Source organism: Pseudomonas sp. SWRI179, assembly GCF_014268705.1.
Classification (GTDB): Bacteria; Pseudomonadota; Gammaproteobacteria; order Pseudomonadales; family Pseudomonadaceae; genus Aquipseudomonas; species Aquipseudomonas zanjanensis.
In genome coordinates, this window is sequence record NZ_JABWRA010000005.1 from 158,414 (window position 1) to 177,382 (window position 18,969).

The 18,969-nt window shown below is 57.0% G+C and carries 15 protein-coding genes; 12 read left to right on the forward strand and 3 right to left on the reverse strand.

The window, feature by feature from the left end; genetic code table 11:
• The first annotated feature begins 12 nt into the window (after positions 1-12).
• From HU767_RS04740 to HU767_RS04750, 3 genes are read left to right on the forward strand one after another with little or no spacing between them, the layout of a single operon-like run.
• Entirely contained in the window at positions 13-1,353 is a 1,341-nt protein-coding gene (locus HU767_RS04740) for an O-antigen polymerase (protein WP_186728645.1), read from the forward strand.
• Positions 1,350-1,919, forward strand: coding sequence for an acyltransferase (locus HU767_RS29040; protein ID WP_272971935.1), 570 nt, complete (start codon positions 1,350-1,352; stop codon positions 1,917-1,919). Before HU767_RS04740 ends, HU767_RS29040 begins: the two co-directional genes overlap by 4 nt.
• A complete protein-coding gene (locus tag HU767_RS04750) occupies positions 1,916-3,121 on the forward strand; it encodes a glycosyltransferase family 4 protein (RefSeq protein ID WP_186728646.1) in 1,206 nt (401 codons plus the stop codon). Before HU767_RS29040 ends, HU767_RS04750 begins: the two co-directional genes overlap by 4 nt.
• Before the next feature lie 151 nt (positions 3,122-3,272).
• Here HU767_RS04750 and HU767_RS04755 read toward each other — a convergent pair whose 3' ends face one another.
• On the reverse strand, positions 3,273-5,213 hold the full coding sequence (locus HU767_RS04755; RefSeq protein ID WP_346343456.1) for an acyltransferase family protein: 1,941 nt from the start codon (positions 5,211-5,213) through the stop codon (positions 3,273-3,275).
• Positions 5,214-5,575: 362 nt separating this feature from the next.
• Between HU767_RS04755 and HU767_RS04760 the strand changes: the two genes are divergently transcribed.
• The 4 genes from HU767_RS04760 (at position 5,576) to HU767_RS04775 (ending at position 9,118) form a co-directional block, all read left to right on the forward strand.
• Positions 5,576-6,667 (forward strand): acyltransferase, encoded by a 1,092-nt coding sequence (locus HU767_RS04760; protein WP_186728648.1) that lies wholly within the window; start codon positions 5,576-5,578, stop codon positions 6,665-6,667.
• A gap of 452 nt (positions 6,668-7,119) precedes the next feature.
• Positions 7,120-7,455, forward strand: coding sequence for a helix-hairpin-helix domain-containing protein (locus tag HU767_RS04765; protein WP_186728649.1), 336 nt, complete (start codon positions 7,120-7,122; stop codon positions 7,453-7,455).
• Positions 7,456-7,597: 142 nt separating this feature from the next.
• Entirely contained in the window at positions 7,598-8,251 is a 654-nt protein-coding gene (locus tag HU767_RS04770; protein ID WP_186728650.1) for a GntR family transcriptional regulator, read from the forward strand.
• Positions 8,252-8,266: 15 nt separating this feature from the next.
• Positions 8,267-9,118 carry a DUF1989 domain-containing protein gene (locus tag HU767_RS04775; RefSeq protein WP_186728651.1) on the forward strand — a complete coding sequence of 284 codons (852 nt, stop codon included), beginning with the start codon at positions 8,267-8,269 and terminating at the stop codon, positions 9,116-9,118.
• 198 nt (positions 9,119-9,316) lie between these two features.
• Here the strand turns inward: HU767_RS04775 and HU767_RS04780 are convergent, their stop codons facing one another.
• Both HU767_RS04780 and eat read right to left on the reverse strand, forming a co-directional pair.
• Complete coding sequence (locus tag HU767_RS04780; RefSeq protein ID WP_003183831.1) at positions 9,317-9,484, reverse strand: DUF2897 family protein; 168 nt, start codon at positions 9,482-9,484, stop codon at positions 9,317-9,319.
• A gap of 120 nt (positions 9,485-9,604) precedes the next feature.
• On the reverse strand, positions 9,605-10,969 hold the full coding sequence (eat, locus tag HU767_RS04785) for an ethanolamine permease (protein WP_186704738.1): 1,365 nt from the start codon (positions 10,967-10,969) through the stop codon (positions 9,605-9,607).
• Positions 10,970-11,385: 416 nt separating this feature from the next.
• On the opposite strand from eat, the gene kdpF reads away from it, so the two are divergent.
• The 5 genes from kdpF (at position 11,386) to HU767_RS04810 (ending at position 18,853) form a co-directional block, all read left to right on the forward strand.
• A complete protein-coding gene (gene kdpF, locus HU767_RS04790; RefSeq protein ID WP_003218754.1) occupies positions 11,386-11,475 on the forward strand; it encodes a K(+)-transporting ATPase subunit F in 90 nt (29 codons plus the stop codon).
• Between the two features lie 8 nt (positions 11,476-11,483).
• On the forward strand, positions 11,484-13,178 hold the full coding sequence (kdpA, locus tag HU767_RS04795) for a potassium-transporting ATPase subunit KdpA (RefSeq protein WP_186704739.1): 1,695 nt from the start codon (positions 11,484-11,486) through the stop codon (positions 13,176-13,178).
• A gap of 10 nt (positions 13,179-13,188) precedes the next feature.
• Positions 13,189-15,243, forward strand: a complete 2,055-nt coding sequence (kdpB, locus tag HU767_RS04800; RefSeq protein ID WP_186728652.1) for a potassium-transporting ATPase subunit KdpB — start codon at positions 13,189-13,191, stop codon at positions 15,241-15,243.
• A 204-nt stretch (positions 15,244-15,447) separates the two neighbouring features.
• Entirely contained in the window at positions 15,448-15,993 is a 546-nt protein-coding gene (gene kdpC, locus HU767_RS04805) for a potassium-transporting ATPase subunit KdpC (RefSeq protein ID WP_186728653.1), read from the forward strand.
• Positions 15,994-16,201: 208 nt separating this feature from the next.
• Complete coding sequence (locus HU767_RS04810; protein WP_186728654.1) at positions 16,202-18,853, forward strand: sensor histidine kinase KdpD; 2,652 nt, start codon at positions 16,202-16,204, stop codon at positions 18,851-18,853.
• Positions 18,854-18,969 lie beyond the last annotated feature (116 nt).

Consider the following 18,969-nt stretch of genomic DNA (forward strand, 5'->3'; position numbering starts at 1 on the left):
ACGTGGTGAATGATGAATAGTTTATTTTCGAAATTGCAAGTGTTTCTGTTTGGCATTTTCATGCTTTGTCTCATCGGTGTGATTGACTCTATTCCGGTCATAGTCACGTTGGTGTATTTTTATACAGGGATAATCGTTTTCCTTTACGCAAAAAAAGGCGTGGCGGATCCAAGGGTATTTCCTTTGGCCTTTATGTCCGTGTATTTTACGTTTTTCCCGTTGCGTGCTTATTTGTATGGCTCGGAAAATCTACCATTCGATGAGGGCGTTTTGATCCTCAGTTTGCGGTTGCAATTTATTGCAATGCTGGTTTTTGTTGCGGTCTCAAATTTGTTGGTTAGTAACGTGCGACAAGTAGGGATTTCAACATTCTGTTCTCAACAGGTTCGTAGTACGTCTTCGGAACGGCTGTTGTTCGTCTTTATGCTGCCCTTTGTTTTTTATTCATTGGTCATCATCCTGACTTCGGAAGCGACGTCAAAGCGCGAAGTGCTGGACAGTTTTTCTTCTGTAAAAACAATCAGTGACTTTTCGATATTGATACTTACTGTTCTTGTGTTTCTGCGCGCGGCAAGAATAGGACGCTTTTTTTACAAAGATTTGTTCTTGATGCTTTATTTGGTGTTCTGCGTGTTCTATGTGTTGTTGACTGGAGAGCGCGACAGTCTGTTCAAGTTATTATTCGGTTTTATGATCATATATTATGATCGGCGTGGGAATTTTAATTTTCTGAAGATGATCGCTATCTTTGGTGCGCTTTTGTTTGTTGTTCCAGTGTCCCAGTATTTTAAAAGCGTTTTACTGTCGGGTACGGTAAATTTTGATCGCTTTGGTGGAGATTTGATTCTGTATAGCGAATTCATGTCTTCTTCGCGTAATTTCTATTCCCTATTGGTTTTCGATGCTAGCCAAAATATTTCATTCCTGCTCAGTGACGTGGTGCGTGCCTTTGTACCGACCGCATTGCTGGGTGATTACGGTATGCAAAGTACCGTCGCTTGGTTTGATCGTGTGTTTAGGCCTGAGCACGGATTTGATGGCACGTCAGGTTGGGGCTTTACAATAGTGGGATTTGGTTACATAGTCGGCGGTCTGGCGGGTATTGTTCTGATAATGACGTTTTATGCATGGCTGCTCGCATTTCTTTATAACCGCCGATGGCGCTCACTTTACTGGTATGCGTTTTATATCCTCGCGCTTGCAGCCTTTGTATACGCGCTGCGGGCAGATCTGGCCAACTTGCTATCTCAGGTTTTCAAAATATCCGGGCTGTGTGTTCTGTTTGTTTTTATGGCGCATTATTTGTTAAGGCGGCCTTCTGGAAGCGGTGATCTTAATAAGGGGGAATTATGAACGGTAGAATGCTTTTCAAGTATTTCTCTTTCTTGATTTGGGTTGTTTCAGCTTGCTTTAAGATGCTGCCCTCATTCGTCGCCTGGTTTTTGTGGGATCTCGTCTCACCCTTTGGTGGTAAGGTCGCGGTTTTGCTGCGGTATTGTATTGTTTCAGGTCGTGCCAAGCACTTTGGGAAAAATATCTATTTTGGAAAGACAGTAGTTCTGAAAAATCCCGCAGAGTTTTCAGTGGGTAATAACGTTTCGATACATGATTCCTGCTATTTGGATGCTATTGGTGGATTGAAGATAGGGGCTGATGTGTCCATCGCGCATCAAACGTCTATCATTACGTTCAATCACACTTGGTCGGATATGAGTCAGCCTATAAAATATAACCCGATAGAAAAAGCCCCCGTCATCATTGAAGATGACGTTTGGATCGGCTGCGGCGTGCGTATCCTGCCCGGCGTTGTCATTGGCAAACGCTCCATCATTGCAGCGGGTTCCGTTGTCACAAACGATGTGCCCCCCGGCGTCATAGTTGCGGGAGTGCCGGCGAAAATTATCAAGAGTATCGTATGAAGCGCGTGTTGTTTGTTCATGACCATATTTTCAAATACCGTGGTAATGCGTATTACTCCGGGGGAGGGCTGCCTGCTGCCATATGGCCCCGCTACCTGCAGGTTTTTCCTTCACTTACCGTCGTTGGACGGGATGGTGGAACTCTTATCGAAGGGGAAGAAGGGTATACCCTGTCTTCCGCAAGTGGAGTCGATTTTTGCTTGCTTCCTGGTATTTCAAATTTAAAGAGTTTGCTTTTAGGCCATGCTGGTGTGGAGGCCGTTTGCCGATCTCTGGTGGCTGACTCCGAAGGCGTGATCGCACGTCTTCCAAGTCGACTGGGTCACTTGTTTGTTAAAGAGGCTAAAAGACAAGGAAAACCCTACGCAGTGGAGGTGGTGGGATGCGCATGGGGTTCGTTGTGGGACCATGGTAGTTGGAAAGGAAAGTTTCTGGCGCCGATAGAAGCTCTGAAAACTCGGCAGGCGGTAGCTTCGGCGCCGTTTGCTCTATACGTCACAGAGAAATTTCTACAAAAACGCTACCCATGCAAAGGAGGGGTCACTACTTTTTGTTCCAATGTGAACATTCAGCCTGTTGCTGATGAGGTGTTGTTTGCCCGACAACGCCGTATTGAATCACATAAAACAAAAGTTGTTATCGGCTTAATCGGAAATTACTCATCCAAATACAAAGGGATTGATGTGGCCATTCGCGCAATGGCGTTGGCAGATGAAAAGCTTCCTGAATGGGAATTTCAGGTAGTCGGTTCAGGCGATGCGAGCGCCTATATCGATTTGGCTCATAAGCTCGGCGTGGATGAAAAGGTCAAGTTTGTCGGTACGAAACCTTCGGGCAGCGCGATATACGAATGGCTTGATACTGTCGATTTGTATCTGCAGCCTAGTTTTCAGGAAGGGTTGCCTCGCGCTTTGGTCGAAGCCATGAGTCGCGGTTGTCCGGCCGTTGCTACTTCAATAGCAGGTATACCCGAGTTGTTAAAGGATTCCGAGATGATCGCGGCGGGTGACCACGCGACGCTGTCGAGCAAGATTCTTGCATTGCTTCAGGATAACGGAGCGATGTTACGTTTGGCGCGGGAAAATTTCGAAAGAGCCCAGTCATACTACCAACCGGTATTGGATACCCGACGTACGACCTTCTGGTCTTCTTTCGGGCAATACATCGGGTCCAATCGTAACCGACCCATAAACCGCACCTAGAGAGCGCGCTTGCCGTGGAGCCGAGGCTTGCAGTTCCACGACGACAAGGCATCGTAATTTTGACCGAGGATGCCTGTGGCGGGCGCTCCAGTGCGTGGCGCAGCCACGCATAAGACTCTGCAATTGCACCTATCTGTCACAGCGACTCTCACTAACGAAGCAAGTCAGGATTATCCCTCACTATTGAACTACCTATAAGATTGGATCCGGTAACATTCAGGTGGTTTTTGTCTCGATAGAGAAGATGACCATTGCGAGTCATGCCGCATTGCCCATTTCGGCAAACGTATTGACTAATAGGTACATATTTAACGCGCGGCTCTCTCTGCACGACATTAAGCAGTTGCTTTCGGTATATGTCGAATTCTTTATTGGCAGTGGCCAAGGGAATGGAACATTCATTTTTTAGGACCCGAGCTTTCGTGATGCACTTCTTAGGGTCGAATGGAAACCTAGGCACGTCGTCGAATAAATACACCTCTTTGCCGCTAGCCAGCAGCCTCTCAACCGAGGCGAAAAGCTCATCTTCAACAGTCGAACCTACGGGAACTTGATTAAGACGTTTTATCCAATGCATCGTGATGATTATTTTTTCTGGTCCATCCTCACTCGCGAGAAAGTCATAGACTTCCTTGAATTCTGTATTGCTCACAAAGGGTGGGCTTGCCTTAATATAATATGCGACGTTTAGATTTGGTAATGCCTTTGCCATGCCGTTAAATAAATGTTCGGCATGACTATCCCCAATGATCGCCACGTCAATTTTAGAGTCGGCCTTTGACTGCATGCATCTCACATGGCGTTCGTGAATCAGTGCGACACTTCTAATGCTGGGCTCTGAGCACACCTGATAATTATCGGTAAGATAGTTAAAGAACTGCTCGTGCCCAATCTCTCCAGCTATTTCTTTGCCCGGTCTAAGTTGAGTGGCGCCGCCGGTATATACATAAAAGCCCAGGGTGCCAACTATCAAGCCCAACGAGGCAAGCATTCCAACCACGCTTCTGCGCTCGGAATGTCTTATTGGCGTTTCAACATATTTATATGTTGTCCATGCAAGCATTACCGCGACCGCTATTGCGCCCCCCCTGTAGCCAGAATTTGGAACCTCGCCGCCCGTCAAAGTGGCAAACGACAAGAGGGGCCAGTGCCAAAGATAAAGTGGGAAGCTGAGTAAGCCTATCGATACGAATAATTTGCTACCCAGTATGTTTCGATTTAACCAGGACCCTTCTGCCGGACCAATAAGTAACAAAGAGATCGCCACAGGCAATACCGCCCAGAAACCCGGGAATTGTTTGTTCTTATCAATAAAAATGAAACCAAACATCAGCAGAGCGAGCGCGCCGACAGAACTCGCCTCAATCATCCACACCGGAATCGTGCGAGCGGTATTGCCCCGTTTAAAATATGCATATCCGTAGACTAGTAACCCTCCTGACGCAAGCTCCCAAAACCGCGTAAGTGGTGAGTAAAAAGCACCCGCAGGATCAGAATCAACCATTACGACGCTGTAAATAAAGGAGGCAAGGATCAGCGCGGGAATTATAGCTAAGGAAGTCTTCCTGAATGTCCATCCCATCCAAACTACTACGGGCCAAATCAGATAAAATTGCTCTTCAACTCCAAGGCTCCACAAATGAAGGAGTGGCTTCATTTCAGCGGCCGAATCGAAGTAGCCGGACTCGCTCCACAAATTCAAATTTGCTACAAAGCCTATGCCTGAAGCAACGTGTTTACCAAGCTGTTTGTACTCTGGGTCAAATAAAAAGTACCAACCAAATCCCATGCAACAAAAGAGGACTAGGATTAACGCCGGAAACAATCTACGGATGCGCCTCGAGTAAAAACTCAGGATGTTTAACCTGCCCTTTGCAGCGCCATTCAATAGAATTCCGGTAATTAAATATCCAGAAATAACGAAGAACACATCTACGCCGATAAAGCCGCCAGGGATAATAGTCGGAAACGCATGGTATAGTACGACGGCCATAACGGCGATCGCGCGTAATCCGTCAATATCTGGTCTATACCGAAGGGATGGTTGCATGAGGGCGTGGGGCCTTGACGTAATGGTATGGAGTGTCCGCATGAATGTGCGCGGCCGCCGAGTTTAACCTCATGAAAAATAAGTAGCAAACCGGTACCGACGGAGGTCTTGCGTGTGTATTTGATCACTGGATCTGCGTCGGCGTGATGGCCAGTGTTTATCGGCTTCTTCCCGAAATCATATATTTGCGCACCGAAGACGCAGGTTCGCTCCTGTTCAGACAGCTTGATTTCGCCAGCATCACTCATACCGTGCCCGGACTGGAAGAGAGACCCTCTCGCAGGGCTTGGTGCGGTGATGCAGGGTGCGGGAGTCTGTGGCTGGCCTTCTAACTCAAAAAGATTCTATAAAAACAGAGATCTCGGTATCATGCGCGCTTTAAAAATGAAAGGTAACGGCGGCAAATGAACCTAAAGCGAATTAATGAGATAGATCTGCTCCGGTTCATAGCTGCTATGTCGGTCGTTTTTTTTCATTATACATTTCGGGGCTACGCCGCCGATGACAGGTCGCTCCTGCCTTATCCGTTATTAGCACCTGTAGCAAAATATGGTTATTTGGGTGTAGAGCTGTTTTTCATGATCAGCGGTTTTGTCATCATGATGACCGCCGGGGGGGAGGGTTTCAGGAAATTTTTGATATCGCGGGCGGTCCGCCTTTATCCGGCGTTCTGGGTGTGTTGCTCAATAACGTTTGTGGTGACGCTTGCTTTGGGTGGGGATCGTTTTTCTGCGACAGTTCCTCAGTACCTTGGCAACTTGACGCTGATGGGCGATTTTTTCGATATTCGTCCAATTGACGGCGTGTATTGGTCGTTGTTTATCGAGATCCGTTTTTATTTCCTGATAGCGCTCGTTATGCTTTTTCGAAAACTTCATCGAATAGAGGCGCTACTGTGTGTTTGGCTCGTGTTGTCCGTAGCGCTTGAATTCACCGATGCCAGAGGGTGGCGGAGGTTTTTCATTACCGAATACTCAACTTACTTTATTGCCGGGGCTATGTTTTATCACGTGTGGCTGAGCGGCGCTTCGAAGTTGAGATGGGCGACGATAATCAGCTCGTGTGCGTTCGCTATTTATCAAGGTGTTAATATGCTGCCTAGGTTGGAGCGCCACTATCACGTTGACTTTAACGCTTTTATAGTGGCTACGATAATTTTTATCTGTTATGTAGTCATGGGTTTGGTTGCCAAAAAGAAGATGGGGTGGGTGGCGGGGCGGAGATGGGTGGTGCTGGGCATAATTACATATCCACTCTATTTGCTTCATCAAAATGTTGGCTTTATGGTCTTTAACGCACTCTATCCGGCTGTCAATCCGCATTTGTTACTATGGGGGACAATGGCACTTATGATTGCCATGTCCCTGTTTATTCATGTTGTGTTTGAAAGGGCTATGGCGCGGCAGCTAAGACGCGTTCTAGACCACAGTAGTAATAAAATTGCGGTGCTGTTTACGGGAGGTTTTGAGCGATTGAAATCATACCGGCCGAAATGACATCATCGCCTGACCCTATGCTTCGGTAGTGGATTTTGGCGGTGCTCGAAGGTTCGACATCCCGGCGTTCAGGACTTGGTGAGCGACCGGCTCGAAGTTGATGACATCCAGGAAGTGGATGCTGCGGACCTTCTTGGACGCTATGCGGTTCTTGCGTGACTTGATCTACTGGAGCATTGCATGACGACGCCATTCAAGCTGGCGGAATTGCTGATCGCCATCGAGCGGGATGATTGACCACCAGAGACCGTGAACTGCTTCGCGATACCGTCAGTGGTTACGCTCCGGACGGTGAGATTGTCGACTGGATCTACCAGCAACGCCGTCTCGAACCCTGATTATTACACACGCCGTAACGTACACATTTTTGACAGCGACACATCATCGCCTAAGTTTGAGAGGCAGCTTCGGAAAAGCTGCTTCTCTCTTAACGATGTCATGGAGCGTCATTTATGCGTACAGGCTACTTCTACTCTTTGATTTTTGCCTTTCTGACCAGCGTCTCGATTGCTGCTATCGCTGCCCCAGTGGTCAAACCCGAGTCGGTCGCCACGTCTCAGGCCGTGGAGCAGCCAGCCAAAACCCAGGGCGCCAAGGTGGATTTAAACGGGGCGGATGCTGCAACGTTGCAGCGCGAGCTGTCAGGCATAGGGAAGGGCAAAGCCGAAGCGATTGTTGCGTATCGGGAGAGTAATGGGCCGTTCTCTTCAGTAGAGGAGTTGCTGGAGGTCAAGGGTATCGGCAAGTCGATTCTCGACAGGAACCGTGACAAGCTGGAAGTGAATTGAGTTTGTAATTGTAAGAGGCCGGTCGAATAGACTGGCCTTTTTGCCAGCTGGTGTTTGCAAATTCCGAAGGCTTTTCCGTGGTTGGCACAAATAATGACTATCTACAGCCAATCGATTGTTCAACAATCCAAGGCCTTCATCCATGACCAACACTCTCTCCCTCGCCGACCAGATCACTCTGGAGCTACGCGCCGACATCATTGGCGGCCGCCTGCTGCCAGGCATGGCGTTGGTAGAGAACAACCTGGTATCGGCCTACAACGCTTCGCGCAATACCATCCGCGAAGCGTTACACCGCTTGGGCCAGGAAGGCCTGACCCGTTACGTGCGCAACAAAGGGGTAATGGTCCGCAGGCTCGGTGTCAATGACGTGCGAGATCTGTTCAAGGTCCGTCGCACCTTGGAGCTTCAGGCCATCCTAGGCAGCCAACCATTACGCGAGTATCAGTCAGACCGGATGCTCGAAGCACTCGAGGCGGCGGATCTGGCTCGGGAGCGTGAAGACTGGCGTTCGGTCGGTACTCATGGCCTGGCGTTCCATCAGCACATCGTTGGTTTGATGCGCAGTCCGTTGCTGGATGAGTTCTTCACTAATGTGGTCGCACAACTGCGCCTGGTGTTTAGCTCCGCACCCGATGAGGCACGTTTTCAGGCGCCGTGGCTGGCCCGTGACCGGCGCATTCATGATTGGCTGGCCGAAGGCGACAAGTCGACGGCTCACGAAGCGATGAGCCTTTACCTCGACGATTCCGAGCAACTGCTATTGCAGATGCTGGCTCCCACCCACCACCCCTGATCAAGGACCCGCGCCATGTACAAAGACTACCCAGCCGCCTACCAGGTCAGCAAAGGTTCAGCCCTGCAGGTGGACAAACCCTTCTACGACCGTATCCGCACCCAGCAGGACAAACGCAGCCTGATCGAGCAGTTCGAAGTGCCCATCCGCACTGGCCACGCCTGGCACGTGCCCGCCGGGCATGTGTTCCGCGTCACTACCCCAGTGGGGCCGCAAGTGGGGGACTTCAACGTCTGGAATGCCCATGACCCGCGGGAGCGCCTCTGGGCGGCGCGCACCCGTCAGCTTCAGGGCGCTCATGTCAGCACCCATGATCGGTTGTGGTCGAACCTGCCATTCCTGCGGCCGTTGGTGACCATCACCGACGACAGCCTGGCCGGCTACGGCATCGATGAGCATGGTGGACGATTGCATGATCTGCTGGGTACGCGCTGTGATCCCTATGTAAACAAGATGCTGACCGGGGAGGATTTCCATCATCACTGCCATTCGAACCTGACCCGTGCGGTGTTGCCCCACGGCCTGACTGAGTTCGACGTGCATGATGTGCTGAATATTTTCCAGTGCACAGGGCTCAATCATGACGACATGTACTTCATGAAGGCCTGTCCGGCGCAGAAGGGTGATTACCTGGAGTTTTTTGCCGAGATCGATTTGTTGTGTGCCTTGTCCACCTGCCCGGGTGGTGACCTGTCGCTGGCGATGTGGGGGCCGGACGCGCAGGATCCTCTCAGCGTCTGCCGCCCGCTGGGTGTGGAGATCTATCGGTTGGAGGATTCATTGCTGGAGGGCTGGAGCCAGCCTGAGCGGGCCGCGTACAAGGGGCTGCATGGCTTGCATATTGCCAAGGCGGATTGGGAAAAATAGCACCGCGTTTTGCTATCGGGTGCCTGCTTGTGTGGCGAGGGAGCTTGCTCCCGCTGGGCTGCGCAGCAGCCCCAACGGCCAAAACTCGATTTAGCCTGACACTCCGCGCCAGCAGGGTTAGGGCCGCTTCGCGCCCCAGCGGGAGCAAGCTCCCTCGCCACAAAAGCACTAAACAAAAGCACTAAGCAAGCCAGGTAATCAACGATCCTTGGCTTCTTTCGCATCCATTTCCGCATTGCGCTCGGCAACACGCTTGCGTTGTTCGTCCGTGAGTTCGACTTTGTTGGCCGTGTCGCGCAGCATCATCAGGCCTCCCACGATCGAGCCGATTGCGACAATCAGAATCAACCAGGCATACCAGGGCATAGGGCTCTCCTTGAGGGCGCGATGGACAGACGAACGTTTCGCCAATCCATCGCACTTACCACTTATGAGCGAATGTTGTTCGCAGTGGTTCAATACTACGCCCGTTCGGCCGGCTTCACCTCACAGCCCGGTCAGCATCGCATCGGCGGGAGCATCCGCACGCAGTTGTGCGGTGAGGACGAAGTAGACAAAGCCCACCGCCATGAAGCCAAGGAAGATCAGCCCGATCAGCGCGTTGAACCAGGCCATCGCCACCAGGCACACCACCGCCAGCACCAAGGCGATCCCCGGCACGATCGGGTAACCCGGTGCGCGGAAAGTACGTTCCAGGTTGGGTTCGGTTTTGCGCAGCTTGAACAGGCTGAGCATGCTCATGATGTACATGACGATGGCACCGAACACGGCCATGGTGATCATCGCGGCGGTGAGGGTCATGCCGCCGAGGTTGATCAGGCCGTCGCTGTAGATCGCGGCAATGCCGATCAGTCCGCCGGCGATGATGGCCCGGTGCGGGGTCTGGAAGCGTGACAGTTTGGCCAGGGAGGCGGGCAGGTAGCCGGCGCGGGCCAGGGCGAAGAACTGCCGTGAGTAGCCGAGGATGATGCCGTGGAAACTCGCCACCAGGCCGAACAGGCCGATCCACACCAGCATGTGCAGCCAGCCGGAGCTTTCGCCGACCACGGTTTTCATGGCTTGGGGCAGGGGATCGTTGATGTTCGACAGGGTACGCCAATCGCCGACGCCGCCAGCCATGAACATGACGCCCATTGCCAGGAACACCAGGGTCAGGATGCCGCTGATGTAGGCCTTGGGAATCGTGCGTTTCGGGTCCTTGGCTTCTTCGGCGGCCATGGCCGCGCCTTCGATGGCCAGGAAGAACCAGATGGCGAAAGGAATCGCGGCGAACATGCCAGCGATGGCCGGTGCGCCGAACACATCTGAGCCGGCCCAGCCGTTGAGGGCGAAGCTGCTGAAACTGAACGCCGGGGCCACGACGCCCATGAACACCAGCAGTTCGGCCACCGCCAGTACGCAGACAACCAACTCGAACGTCGCGGCCAGTTTGACCCCGAGGATGTTCAGGCCCATGAACACGATATAGGCGCCGACGGCGGCGTGTTTTGGGTCCAGCGCTGGGAACTGCACGTTCAGGTAGGCGCCGATGGCCAGGGCAATCGCCGGCGGGGCGAAGACGAATTCGATCAGTGTAGCCAGCCCGGCAATCAACCCGCCTTTCTCGCCGAAGGCGCGACGGCTGTAGGCAAACGGCCCCCCGGCATGGGGAATGGCGGTGGTCAGTTCGGTGAAGCTGAAAATGAAGCAGGTGTACATGGCCGCCACCATGAAGGACGTCACCAAAAAGCCCAGTGTCCCGGCCACGCCCCAGCCGTAGCTCCAGCCGAAATACTCGCCGGAAATCACCAGGCCGACGGCAATGCCCCATAAATGCAGGGTGCCCAGGGTGGGTTTGAGTTGTGTGTTCATCGGTGGCTCCCCTCGATCCATAGCAAAAGCGCTAGGGAGGGCTGTGCAGCGGGCGTGCCAGGCTGGCGGGGGCGGTCGTAATGGGTGGAATCGTGTCGTATCGGGGATGTTCGCTGCTTTATGTGCCCCTGTTGTGCGCCAGTTGAGGGCGTTGGCGCTGATGATGCCGCCTTCGCGAGCAAGCCCGCTCCCACACTGGACTTGCGGTGAACAGTCGATTTCATGCACACCACAAATCCTTGTGGGAGCGGGCTTGCTCGCGAAGAGGCCCTCCCGATCACCGCCATAACAACGCGATAAATACATTCTTTACAGATTCTTTATCCCCCAATCCCGCTCTCGATCTCGCTCCTTTACAGCCTCCCTGCAGACAATCACTCCCCACACGGCACGACGCCGTATCACGGAGAAATCCCATGAGTGTTCTGGACGGGGTGTCGCTGCTGCTGGCAGTGGCGCTGTTCATTTATCTGCTGGTTGCGCTGTTGCGCGCCGATCGGAACTAGGAGCGGTTATGCACGGTTATGACTTCGGGCTGATCCTCGCCTTTTTCGCCCTGGTGCTGGTTCCGGCGCCGTTCCTGGGGCGGTTTTATTACCGAGTGATGGAAGGCCAGCGTACGTGGCTTTCGCCGATTCTCAGCCCGGTGGAGCGCGGTTGCTATCGCCTGGCCGGTGTCGACGCCACCGTTGAGCAGAGCTGGCAGAAATACACCCTGGCCTTGCTCGCGTTCAACCTGGCGGGTTTTGTCTTGCTGTTTGCGATTCTGCTGCTGCAGGGATATTTACCCCTCAATACCGACCAACTGCCCGGCATGGAGTGGACCCAGGCTTTCAACACGGCCGTGAGCTTCATGACCAACACCAACTGGCAGTCCTACAGCGGTGAAGCGTCCCTGAGCTACCTGAGCCAGATGGTCGGCCTGACCGTGCAGAACTTTGTCAGCGCCGCCACCGGCCTGGCCGTGCTGGTGGCGCTGTGTCGCGGCATCGGGCGCAAGTCCGCCACGACGCTGGGTAACTTCTGGGTCGACATGACCCGCGCCACCCTCTATGGACTGTTGCCGCTGTGCCTGCTGCTGGCGTTACTCCTGGTCTGGCAGGGCGTGCCGCAGACCTTCGCCCACTATGTGCATGGGCTCACGCTGCAGGGTGCCGACCAGGTCATCCCGCTAGGGCCGGCCGCCAGCCAGATCGCCATCAAGCAACTGGGTACCAACGGCGGCGGTTTCTTCGGCGTCAACTCGGCGCACCCCTTCGAAAACCCGACGGCCTGGAGCAACCTGTTCGAAGTCGCTTCGATCATCCTGATTCCTGCCGCGCTAGTGTTCACCTTCGGTCATTACGTCAAGGACCTGCGCCAGAGCCGCGCGATCATCGCCTGCATGTTGGCGCTGTTCCTGATCGGCGGCGCCACGTCACTGTGGGCCGAATACCAGCCCAACCCGGCCCTGGACAACCCGGCCGTCGAACAAACCGCACCGCTGGAAGGCAAGGAAACCCGCTTCGGTACCACCGCCACCGTGCTGTGGTCGGTGACCACCACGGCCGCGTCCAACGGCTCGGTCAACGGCATGCACGACAGCCTCAACCCGCTCAGTGGCATGGTGTCGCTGGTGAACATGATGGTCGGCGAGGTGATCTTCGGCGGCGTCGGGGCCGGGCTCTACGGGATGCTGTTGAACGTGCTGATCGCGGTGTTCCTGGCCGGCTTGATGATCGGTCGCACCCCGGAATACCTGGGCAAGAAGCTGGGCGCCCGAGAGGTGCAACTGTTGGTCGCAACGCTGCTGGTGATGCCCGTCAGCGTGCTGGTGCTGGGTGCCGTCGCCGCCAGCCTGCCCGGGCCGGCCGCGGCGGTGAGCAACCCTGGCGCCCATGGTTTCAGCCAGTTGTTGTACGCCTACACCTCGGCGGGGGCGAACAACGGTTCGGCATTCGCCGGGTTCGGTGCCAATACACCCTTCCACAACCTGATGCTGGGCCTGGGCATGCTGATCGGCCGGTTCGGCTACATCCTGCCGGTGCTGGCGTTGGCCGGCAGCCTGGCCTTGAAGAAGACCGCGCCGATTGGCCAGAACAGCTTTCCCACCCACGGCCCGCTGTTCGTGACCCTGTTGACCGTGACCATCCTGCTGGTCGGCGGCTTGACCTTCCTGCCGACCTTGGCGCTGGGGCCGATTGCCGAGCACCTGAGCATGGGCTTCTGAGGACTTGATGATGAATATGCCAATGAGCAAAACCATCGCCGCCAAGGCGCCGGAGCAACCCAAGACTCACCTGTCGGCCCTCTGGCGCCCGGCGTTGGTGCAAGCCTTCGTCAAGCTCGATCCTCGCCAGTTGCACCGTGCACCAGTGATGCTGGTGGTGGAGCTGACCGCGATCCTCACCACCGTGTTGTGCTTCATCCCCGACAGCGCCGTGCCGACCTTCGTCGCCGCGCAAATCGCCCTGTGGTTGTGGTTCACGGTGCTGTTCGCCAACTTCGCCGAAGCCTTGGCCGAAGGGCGGGGCAAGGCCCGGGCCGACAGCTTGAAGGCCGGCAGCGAAGGCCTCAACGCCCGTCGCCAGACCGCCAGCGGCTTTGAAATCATCCCCGCCACCCGTCTGCGCAAAGGCGATGTGGTGCGCGTCGAGGCCGGCGACATGATCCCCGGCGACGGTGAAGTGATCGAAGGCATCGCCGCGGTCAATGAGGCGGCGATCACTGGCGAGTCGGCACCGGTCATCCGTGAATCCGGCGGTGATCGCTCGGCCGTCACCGGCAATACGCGGCTGGTTTCCGACTGGCTGCTAATACGCATCACCAGCAATCCTGGTGAGTCCACTCTCGACCGCATGATCGCTTTGGTGGAAGGTGCCAAGCGCCAGAAAACCCCAAACGAAGTGGCGCTGGATATCCTGTTGATCGGCCTGACGCTGATCTTCCTGTTGGTGGTGGTGACGCTGCAACCGTTTGCCCATTTCGCCAACGCCAGCCTGCCGCTGGTGTTTCTGGTGGCCCTGCTGGTCACCTTGATTCCCACCACCATCGGCGGGTTGCTGTCGGCCATCGGCATCGCCGGGATGGACCGCTTGGTGCGCCTGAACGTGATCGCCAAATCCGGCCGCGCGGTCGAGGCGGCGGGGGATGTGCATGTGTTGATGCTGGACAAGACCGGCACCATCACCTTTGGCAATCGTCGCTGCACGGCGGTCTATGCCGCCCCCGGTGTGAGCGCCAAGGAACTGGCCGAAGGCGCGCTGTTCGCCTCGTTGGCCGATGACACGGCCGAGGGCAAGTCCATCGTCGAGTACCTGCGCGGTTTGCAACCACAGCCCGAGCCTGGCATCGACGCGCTGACGGCTGTGCCGTTCAGTGCTGAAACCCGTTTGTCCGGGGTCGACTATCAAGGCCGCATCTACCGCAAGGGCGCCGTGGATTCCTTGCTGGATTTCATCGGCCTTGCACGCAATGAGTTGCCGTCGGCGCTGGCGCGGGAGGTCGACAAGATCGCCCAGAGTGGCGGCACGCCGCTGCTGGTGTGTGTGGACGGCCGGTTGCTGGGTGCCATCCACCTCAAAGACGTGGTCAAACCGGGCATCCGCGAGCGTTTCGCCGAGTTGCGCAAGCTGGGGATCCGCACGGTGATGGTCACCGGCGATAACCCGCTGACTGCCGCGGCGATTGCCGCCGAGGCGGGTGTCGATGATGTGTTGGCGGAAGCCACGCCGGAAAAGAAACTGGCGCGTATCCGTCACGAGCAAAATGACGGTCGGCTGGTGGCCATGTGCGGCGACGGTGCCAACGACGCCCCGGCGCTGGCCCAGGCCGATGTCGGCATGGCGATGAACGACGGCACCCAGGCCGCGCGGGAGGCGGCCAACATGGTCGATCTCGACAGCGACCCGACCAAACTGCTGGACGTGGTGCAGATCGGCAAGGAGTTGCTGGTGACCCGTGGGGCGCTGACCACTTTTTCCATCGCCAATGACATCGCCAAATACTTTGCCATTTTGCCGGCACTGTTCGCCTCGATTTATCCACAGCTCGGCGTGTTGAACGTGATGCACCTGAGCAGCCCGCAGAGCGCGATTTTGTCGGCGATTGTCTTCAACGCCTTGATCATCGTCGTGCTCATCCCCCTGGCCCTGCGCGGCGTGCGCGTGCAAGCGGCAAGCGCGGCGGCGTTGTTGCGGCGCAATCTGTTGATCTATGGCCTGGGCGGGATCGTGGTGCCGTTCGTGGGGATCAAGGCGATCGATATGTTGCTGACGGCGTTGGGGCTGGCTTGAGTCGTTGTGGCAGGTGAGGCCGTTGTGGCGAGGGAGCTTGCTCCCGCTGGGCTGCGAAGCAGCCCCAAGAAGCTGAATGCTATCTGCCTAGCACACCGCATTCGCTGATTTTCAGGGCTGCTGCGCAGCCCAGCGGGAGCAAGCTCCCTCGCCACAAACAGGTATGCCTGCCAATCAGCTGTTTTCTTATTCGAGGGTTTTGAGATGTCCACTCTGATTCGCCCGGCCTTGAGCCTGTTATTACTGATGAGCCTGATCACCGGTGTCGCTTACCCGTTGGTGGTCACCGGCGTGGCGCAAGTCGCGTTTCCCGCCCAGGCCAACGGCAGCCTGATCGTCGACGCCGCCGGCAAGGTCCGAGGCTCTACGCTGATCGCCCAGAATTTCACCGGTGATGCCTGGTTTCATCCACGGCCATCGGCCGGTGCCTTCGCCACGGTCGCCAGCGGCGCCAGCAATTTCTCCCCGAGCAATCCGGCCCTGGCCACACGGGTGATCGATGCCGCCGGCAAGCTCCAGGTACCCGGTCAGGGCCCGGTGCCTCTGGCGCTGTTGACCACCTCCGCCAGCGGGCTGGATCCGCACTTGCCTCCGGCGGCGATTGCCTATCAACTGGCGCGTGTCGCCGCGGCGCGCAACCTGCCGATCTCGACGTTGCAGCAACTGCTCGACGTCAACATCCAGCAACCCTTGGTGGGCCCGCCTGTGGTGAATGTGTTGGCGCTGAACCTGGCCCTGGAAAAACTGTAAAACCTGTGGGAGCGGCGCCTGTGGGAGCAAAGCTTGCTGCAGCAAAAGCCTGCTGCAGCAAAGCCTGTGGGAGCAAAGCTTGCTCGCGATGAACGATAACGCGGTCCATCCGTTGAACTGTGTCGCCTTGATCGCGAGCAAGCTTTGCTCCCACAGGTCCGGCTCCCCACAGGGTGTTTGATCAATATTTGAAAGAGATTTCCACGCCATGAGCGACTCCGGCCGCGCCGACGCACTGTTAGCCAATCTGCCCCGCAACGACCGTGGCCGGCTCAAGGTCTTCCTGGGCGCGGCCCCGGGTGTGGGCAAGACCTACGCCATGCTGCAAGCGGCCCACAGCCAATTGCGCCAAGGCGTGAGGGTCATGGCCGGGGTGGTGGAGACCCACGGTCGCAGCGAAACCGAAGCGCTGCTCGGCGGCCTGGTACAGCAGCCGTTGGTGCGCTCGGAATATCGCGGTGTGATGCTCGAGGAAATGGACCTCGACGGTCTGCTCGCCGCCCGGCCAACCTTGGTCCTGGTGGACGAACTGGCCCACAGCAACGCGCCCGGCAGCCGTCACGCCAAACGCTGGCAGGACATTCAGGACCTGCTCGCGGCGGGCATCGATGTCTACACCACCGTCAATGTCCAGCATCTGGAAAGCCTCAACGACCAGGTACGCGGCATCACCGGCGTGCAGGTGCGCGAGACGTTGCCGGACTGGGTCCTGCAGGAAGCCGATGAACTGCTGCTGATTGACCTGCCGCCGCGTGAGCTGCTGGAGCGCCTGCGCGATGGCAAGGTCTACGTGCCGGAGCAGGCTCGGGCGGCGATCGATGCGTTTTTTTCCCAGACCAACCTCACCGCGTTGCGTGAGCTGGCGATGCAGACGGCCGCCGCCCAGGTCGACAATGACTTGGCCCAGGGTTATCGACAACTGGGCCAGGCCGCGCCGGCGGTGCGCGGACGCTTGCTGGTAGGCGTGGACGGTGACATGCAGGCGGAACGCCTGGTGCGCCATGCCAGCCGCGTCGCCCAGCGTCGGCATCTGCCGTGGAGCCTGGTGCATGTGGACAACGGCAGTGCCCGTGACGAACTCTCGCGCCAGCGTTTGCAGAACGCCCAGCAACTGGCCGAACGCCTCGGTGGCGAGGTGGTGTTGCTGCGGGCCGGCGAAGTGGCCAGGACGCTGATCCAGCATGCCACTGAACGGCGCGCCACGCTGGTGCTGGTGGGCCAGTCCCGGCCACGTCTGCGCCGACGCTTGTTTGGCGGCGGCCTCGCTTCCCGTTTGCTGCGCGATGCCCGGGGGCTGGAGATCAACGTGTTGGACAGCGATGAGCAACCGCGTCCTGCCCGGGTGCGTTCCGGCGCCGTCCAGACCGGGTTCGATTATGTGCTGGCGTTGCTGGCGACCGCGGCGGCCAGCGCATTGGCCTGGGGTATCTCGGGGTTGTTGGCATTGCCCAATATTTCCCTGTTGTTCCTGATGGCGGTGTTGCTGGTGGCGGTGCGCAGCAGTCTCGGCCCGGCGCTGGCCTGCGCGGCGCTGTCGTTCCTGGCTTATGACTTCCTGTTCATCCCGCCGAACTTTTCCCTGACCATCCAGCGCGAAGAAGACGTGCTGACGCTGGTGTTTTTCCTGCTCATGGCGGCCCTGACCGGCAATCTTGCCGCGCGCCAGCGTCGCCAGTTGCAGGCCTTGCGCGATACCCAGCAGGAAACCGGCGAGTTGCTCGACCTGTCCCGCAAACTCACGGCCGCCACCGACCGCCAAGCGGTGATCAGCGCCGCCGTGCAGCACTTCAACGATTGGCATGACTTGCAACTGTGCTTGCTCAACCGCGACGGTCAGGGCGGTTGGAAAATCGAAAGCGGTGAATCGTTGACCTTCACCGAGGCCGAGCGCGCGGCGGCCGACTGGTCGTGGCAGCACGATCAACCGGCGGGCGCCGGCACCGGCACCTTGCCTTCCGGACGTTGGTGGTGGTGGCCGTTGTCGGCCGAAGGCGGGCCGTTGGCGTTGCTGGGTGTATGCCCGAAAGAAGGCAAGCCGTTGAGTGGCCAGCGCCGCCGTTTGCTGGCGGCCCTCAGTCAACCCTTGGCCCAGGCGCTGGCGCGGGCGCAACTGGCCCAGGACCTGGAGGCGGCGCGTCTGCATGGTGAAACCGAACAACTGCGCAGCGCCTTGCTGGCTTCAGTGTCCCACGACCTGCGCACGCCGCTGACCGCCATGCGCGGCAGCATCGACAGCTTGCTGGCGCTGGGGGAGGCGATCCCGCTGGCCGATCGTCGCGACTTGCTCGAAGGCACCCGCGATGAAGCCGAGCGACTGGATCGCTACATCCAGAACCTGTTGGACATGACCCGTCTCGGCCACGGCGCCCTGAAGCTGGCGCGGGACTGGGTGGCGCCGGCCGATATCGTCGGCAGCGCGCTGAACCGCCTGCGGGCGGTGCTGGCGCCCCTGGCGCTCAGTGTCGAGGTGCCTGTTGAATTGCCCTTGTTGCATGTCCATGCGGCATTGATCGAACAGGCGCTGGTGAACGTGCTGGAGAACGCGGCGCGCTTCTCGCCGGCCCACGGACGCCTGTTGCTGAGCGCCGGGGCGACCGACAGCGAGGTGTTTTTTGCCGTGGCCGATGAAGGACCCGGGATTCCTGAAGAGGAACGGGAGAAAATCTTCGACATGTTCTATACCGCCGCCCGTGGTGATCGGGGCGGGCAGGGCACGGGGTTGGGGTTGGCGATCTGTCAGGGTATGGTCGGCGCCCACGGCGGGCGGATCAGTGTGGCCGAAGGTCTCGACGGACGCGGCACCTGCATCACGCTGCACCTGCCGTTGCAGGCGCAACCAGGCATGGACGATGAAGCTTGAGCCCGGCTGAGATACTCTTTTGCTACCAGCAGCTTGCGACCTGCTAGCCTTTCCATTTGATTGCAATGAACGAGCCCCATGAGCCAGACCGCGACCCTTTTGGTCATCGATGACGA

Coding starts and splice junctions, on each gene's coding strand:
- HU767_RS04780 (WP_003183831.1), bottom strand. CDS start 9,484: ATGCCCTGGTATGCCTGGTTGATTCTGATTGTCGCAATCGGCTCGATC.
- kdpC (WP_186728653.1), top strand. CDS start 15,448: ATGTCCACTCTGATTCGCCCGGCCTTGAGCCTGTTATTACTGATGAGC.
- kdpF (WP_003218754.1), top strand. CDS start 11,386: ATGAGTGTTCTGGACGGGGTGTCGCTGCTGCTGGCAGTGGCGCTGTTC.
- HU767_RS04810 (WP_186728654.1), top strand. CDS start 16,202: ATGAGCGACTCCGGCCGCGCCGACGCACTGTTAGCCAATCTGCCCCGC.
- HU767_RS04770 (WP_186728650.1), top strand. CDS start 7,598: ATGACCAACACTCTCTCCCTCGCCGACCAGATCACTCTGGAGCTACGC.
- HU767_RS04750 (WP_186728646.1), top strand. CDS start 1,916: ATGAAGCGCGTGTTGTTTGTTCATGACCATATTTTCAAATACCGTGGT.
- HU767_RS04760 (WP_186728648.1), top strand. CDS start 5,576: ATGAACCTAAAGCGAATTAATGAGATAGATCTGCTCCGGTTCATAGCT.
- HU767_RS04740 (WP_186728645.1), top strand. CDS start 13: ATGAATAGTTTATTTTCGAAATTGCAAGTGTTTCTGTTTGGCATTTTC.
- kdpA (WP_186704739.1), top strand. CDS start 11,484: ATGCACGGTTATGACTTCGGGCTGATCCTCGCCTTTTTCGCCCTGGTG.
- HU767_RS29040 (WP_272971935.1), top strand. CDS start 1,350: ATGAACGGTAGAATGCTTTTCAAGTATTTCTCTTTCTTGATTTGGGTT.
- HU767_RS04755 (WP_346343456.1), bottom strand. CDS start 5,213: ATGCGGACACTCCATACCATTACGTCAAGGCCCCACGCCCTCATGCAA.
- eat (WP_186704738.1), bottom strand. CDS start 10,969: ATGAACACACAACTCAAACCCACCCTGGGCACCCTGCATTTATGGGGC.
- HU767_RS04775 (WP_186728651.1), top strand. CDS start 8,267: ATGTACAAAGACTACCCAGCCGCCTACCAGGTCAGCAAAGGTTCAGCC.
- kdpB (WP_186728652.1), top strand. CDS start 13,189: ATGAATATGCCAATGAGCAAAACCATCGCCGCCAAGGCGCCGGAGCAA.
- HU767_RS04765 (WP_186728649.1), top strand. CDS start 7,120: ATGCGTACAGGCTACTTCTACTCTTTGATTTTTGCCTTTCTGACCAGC.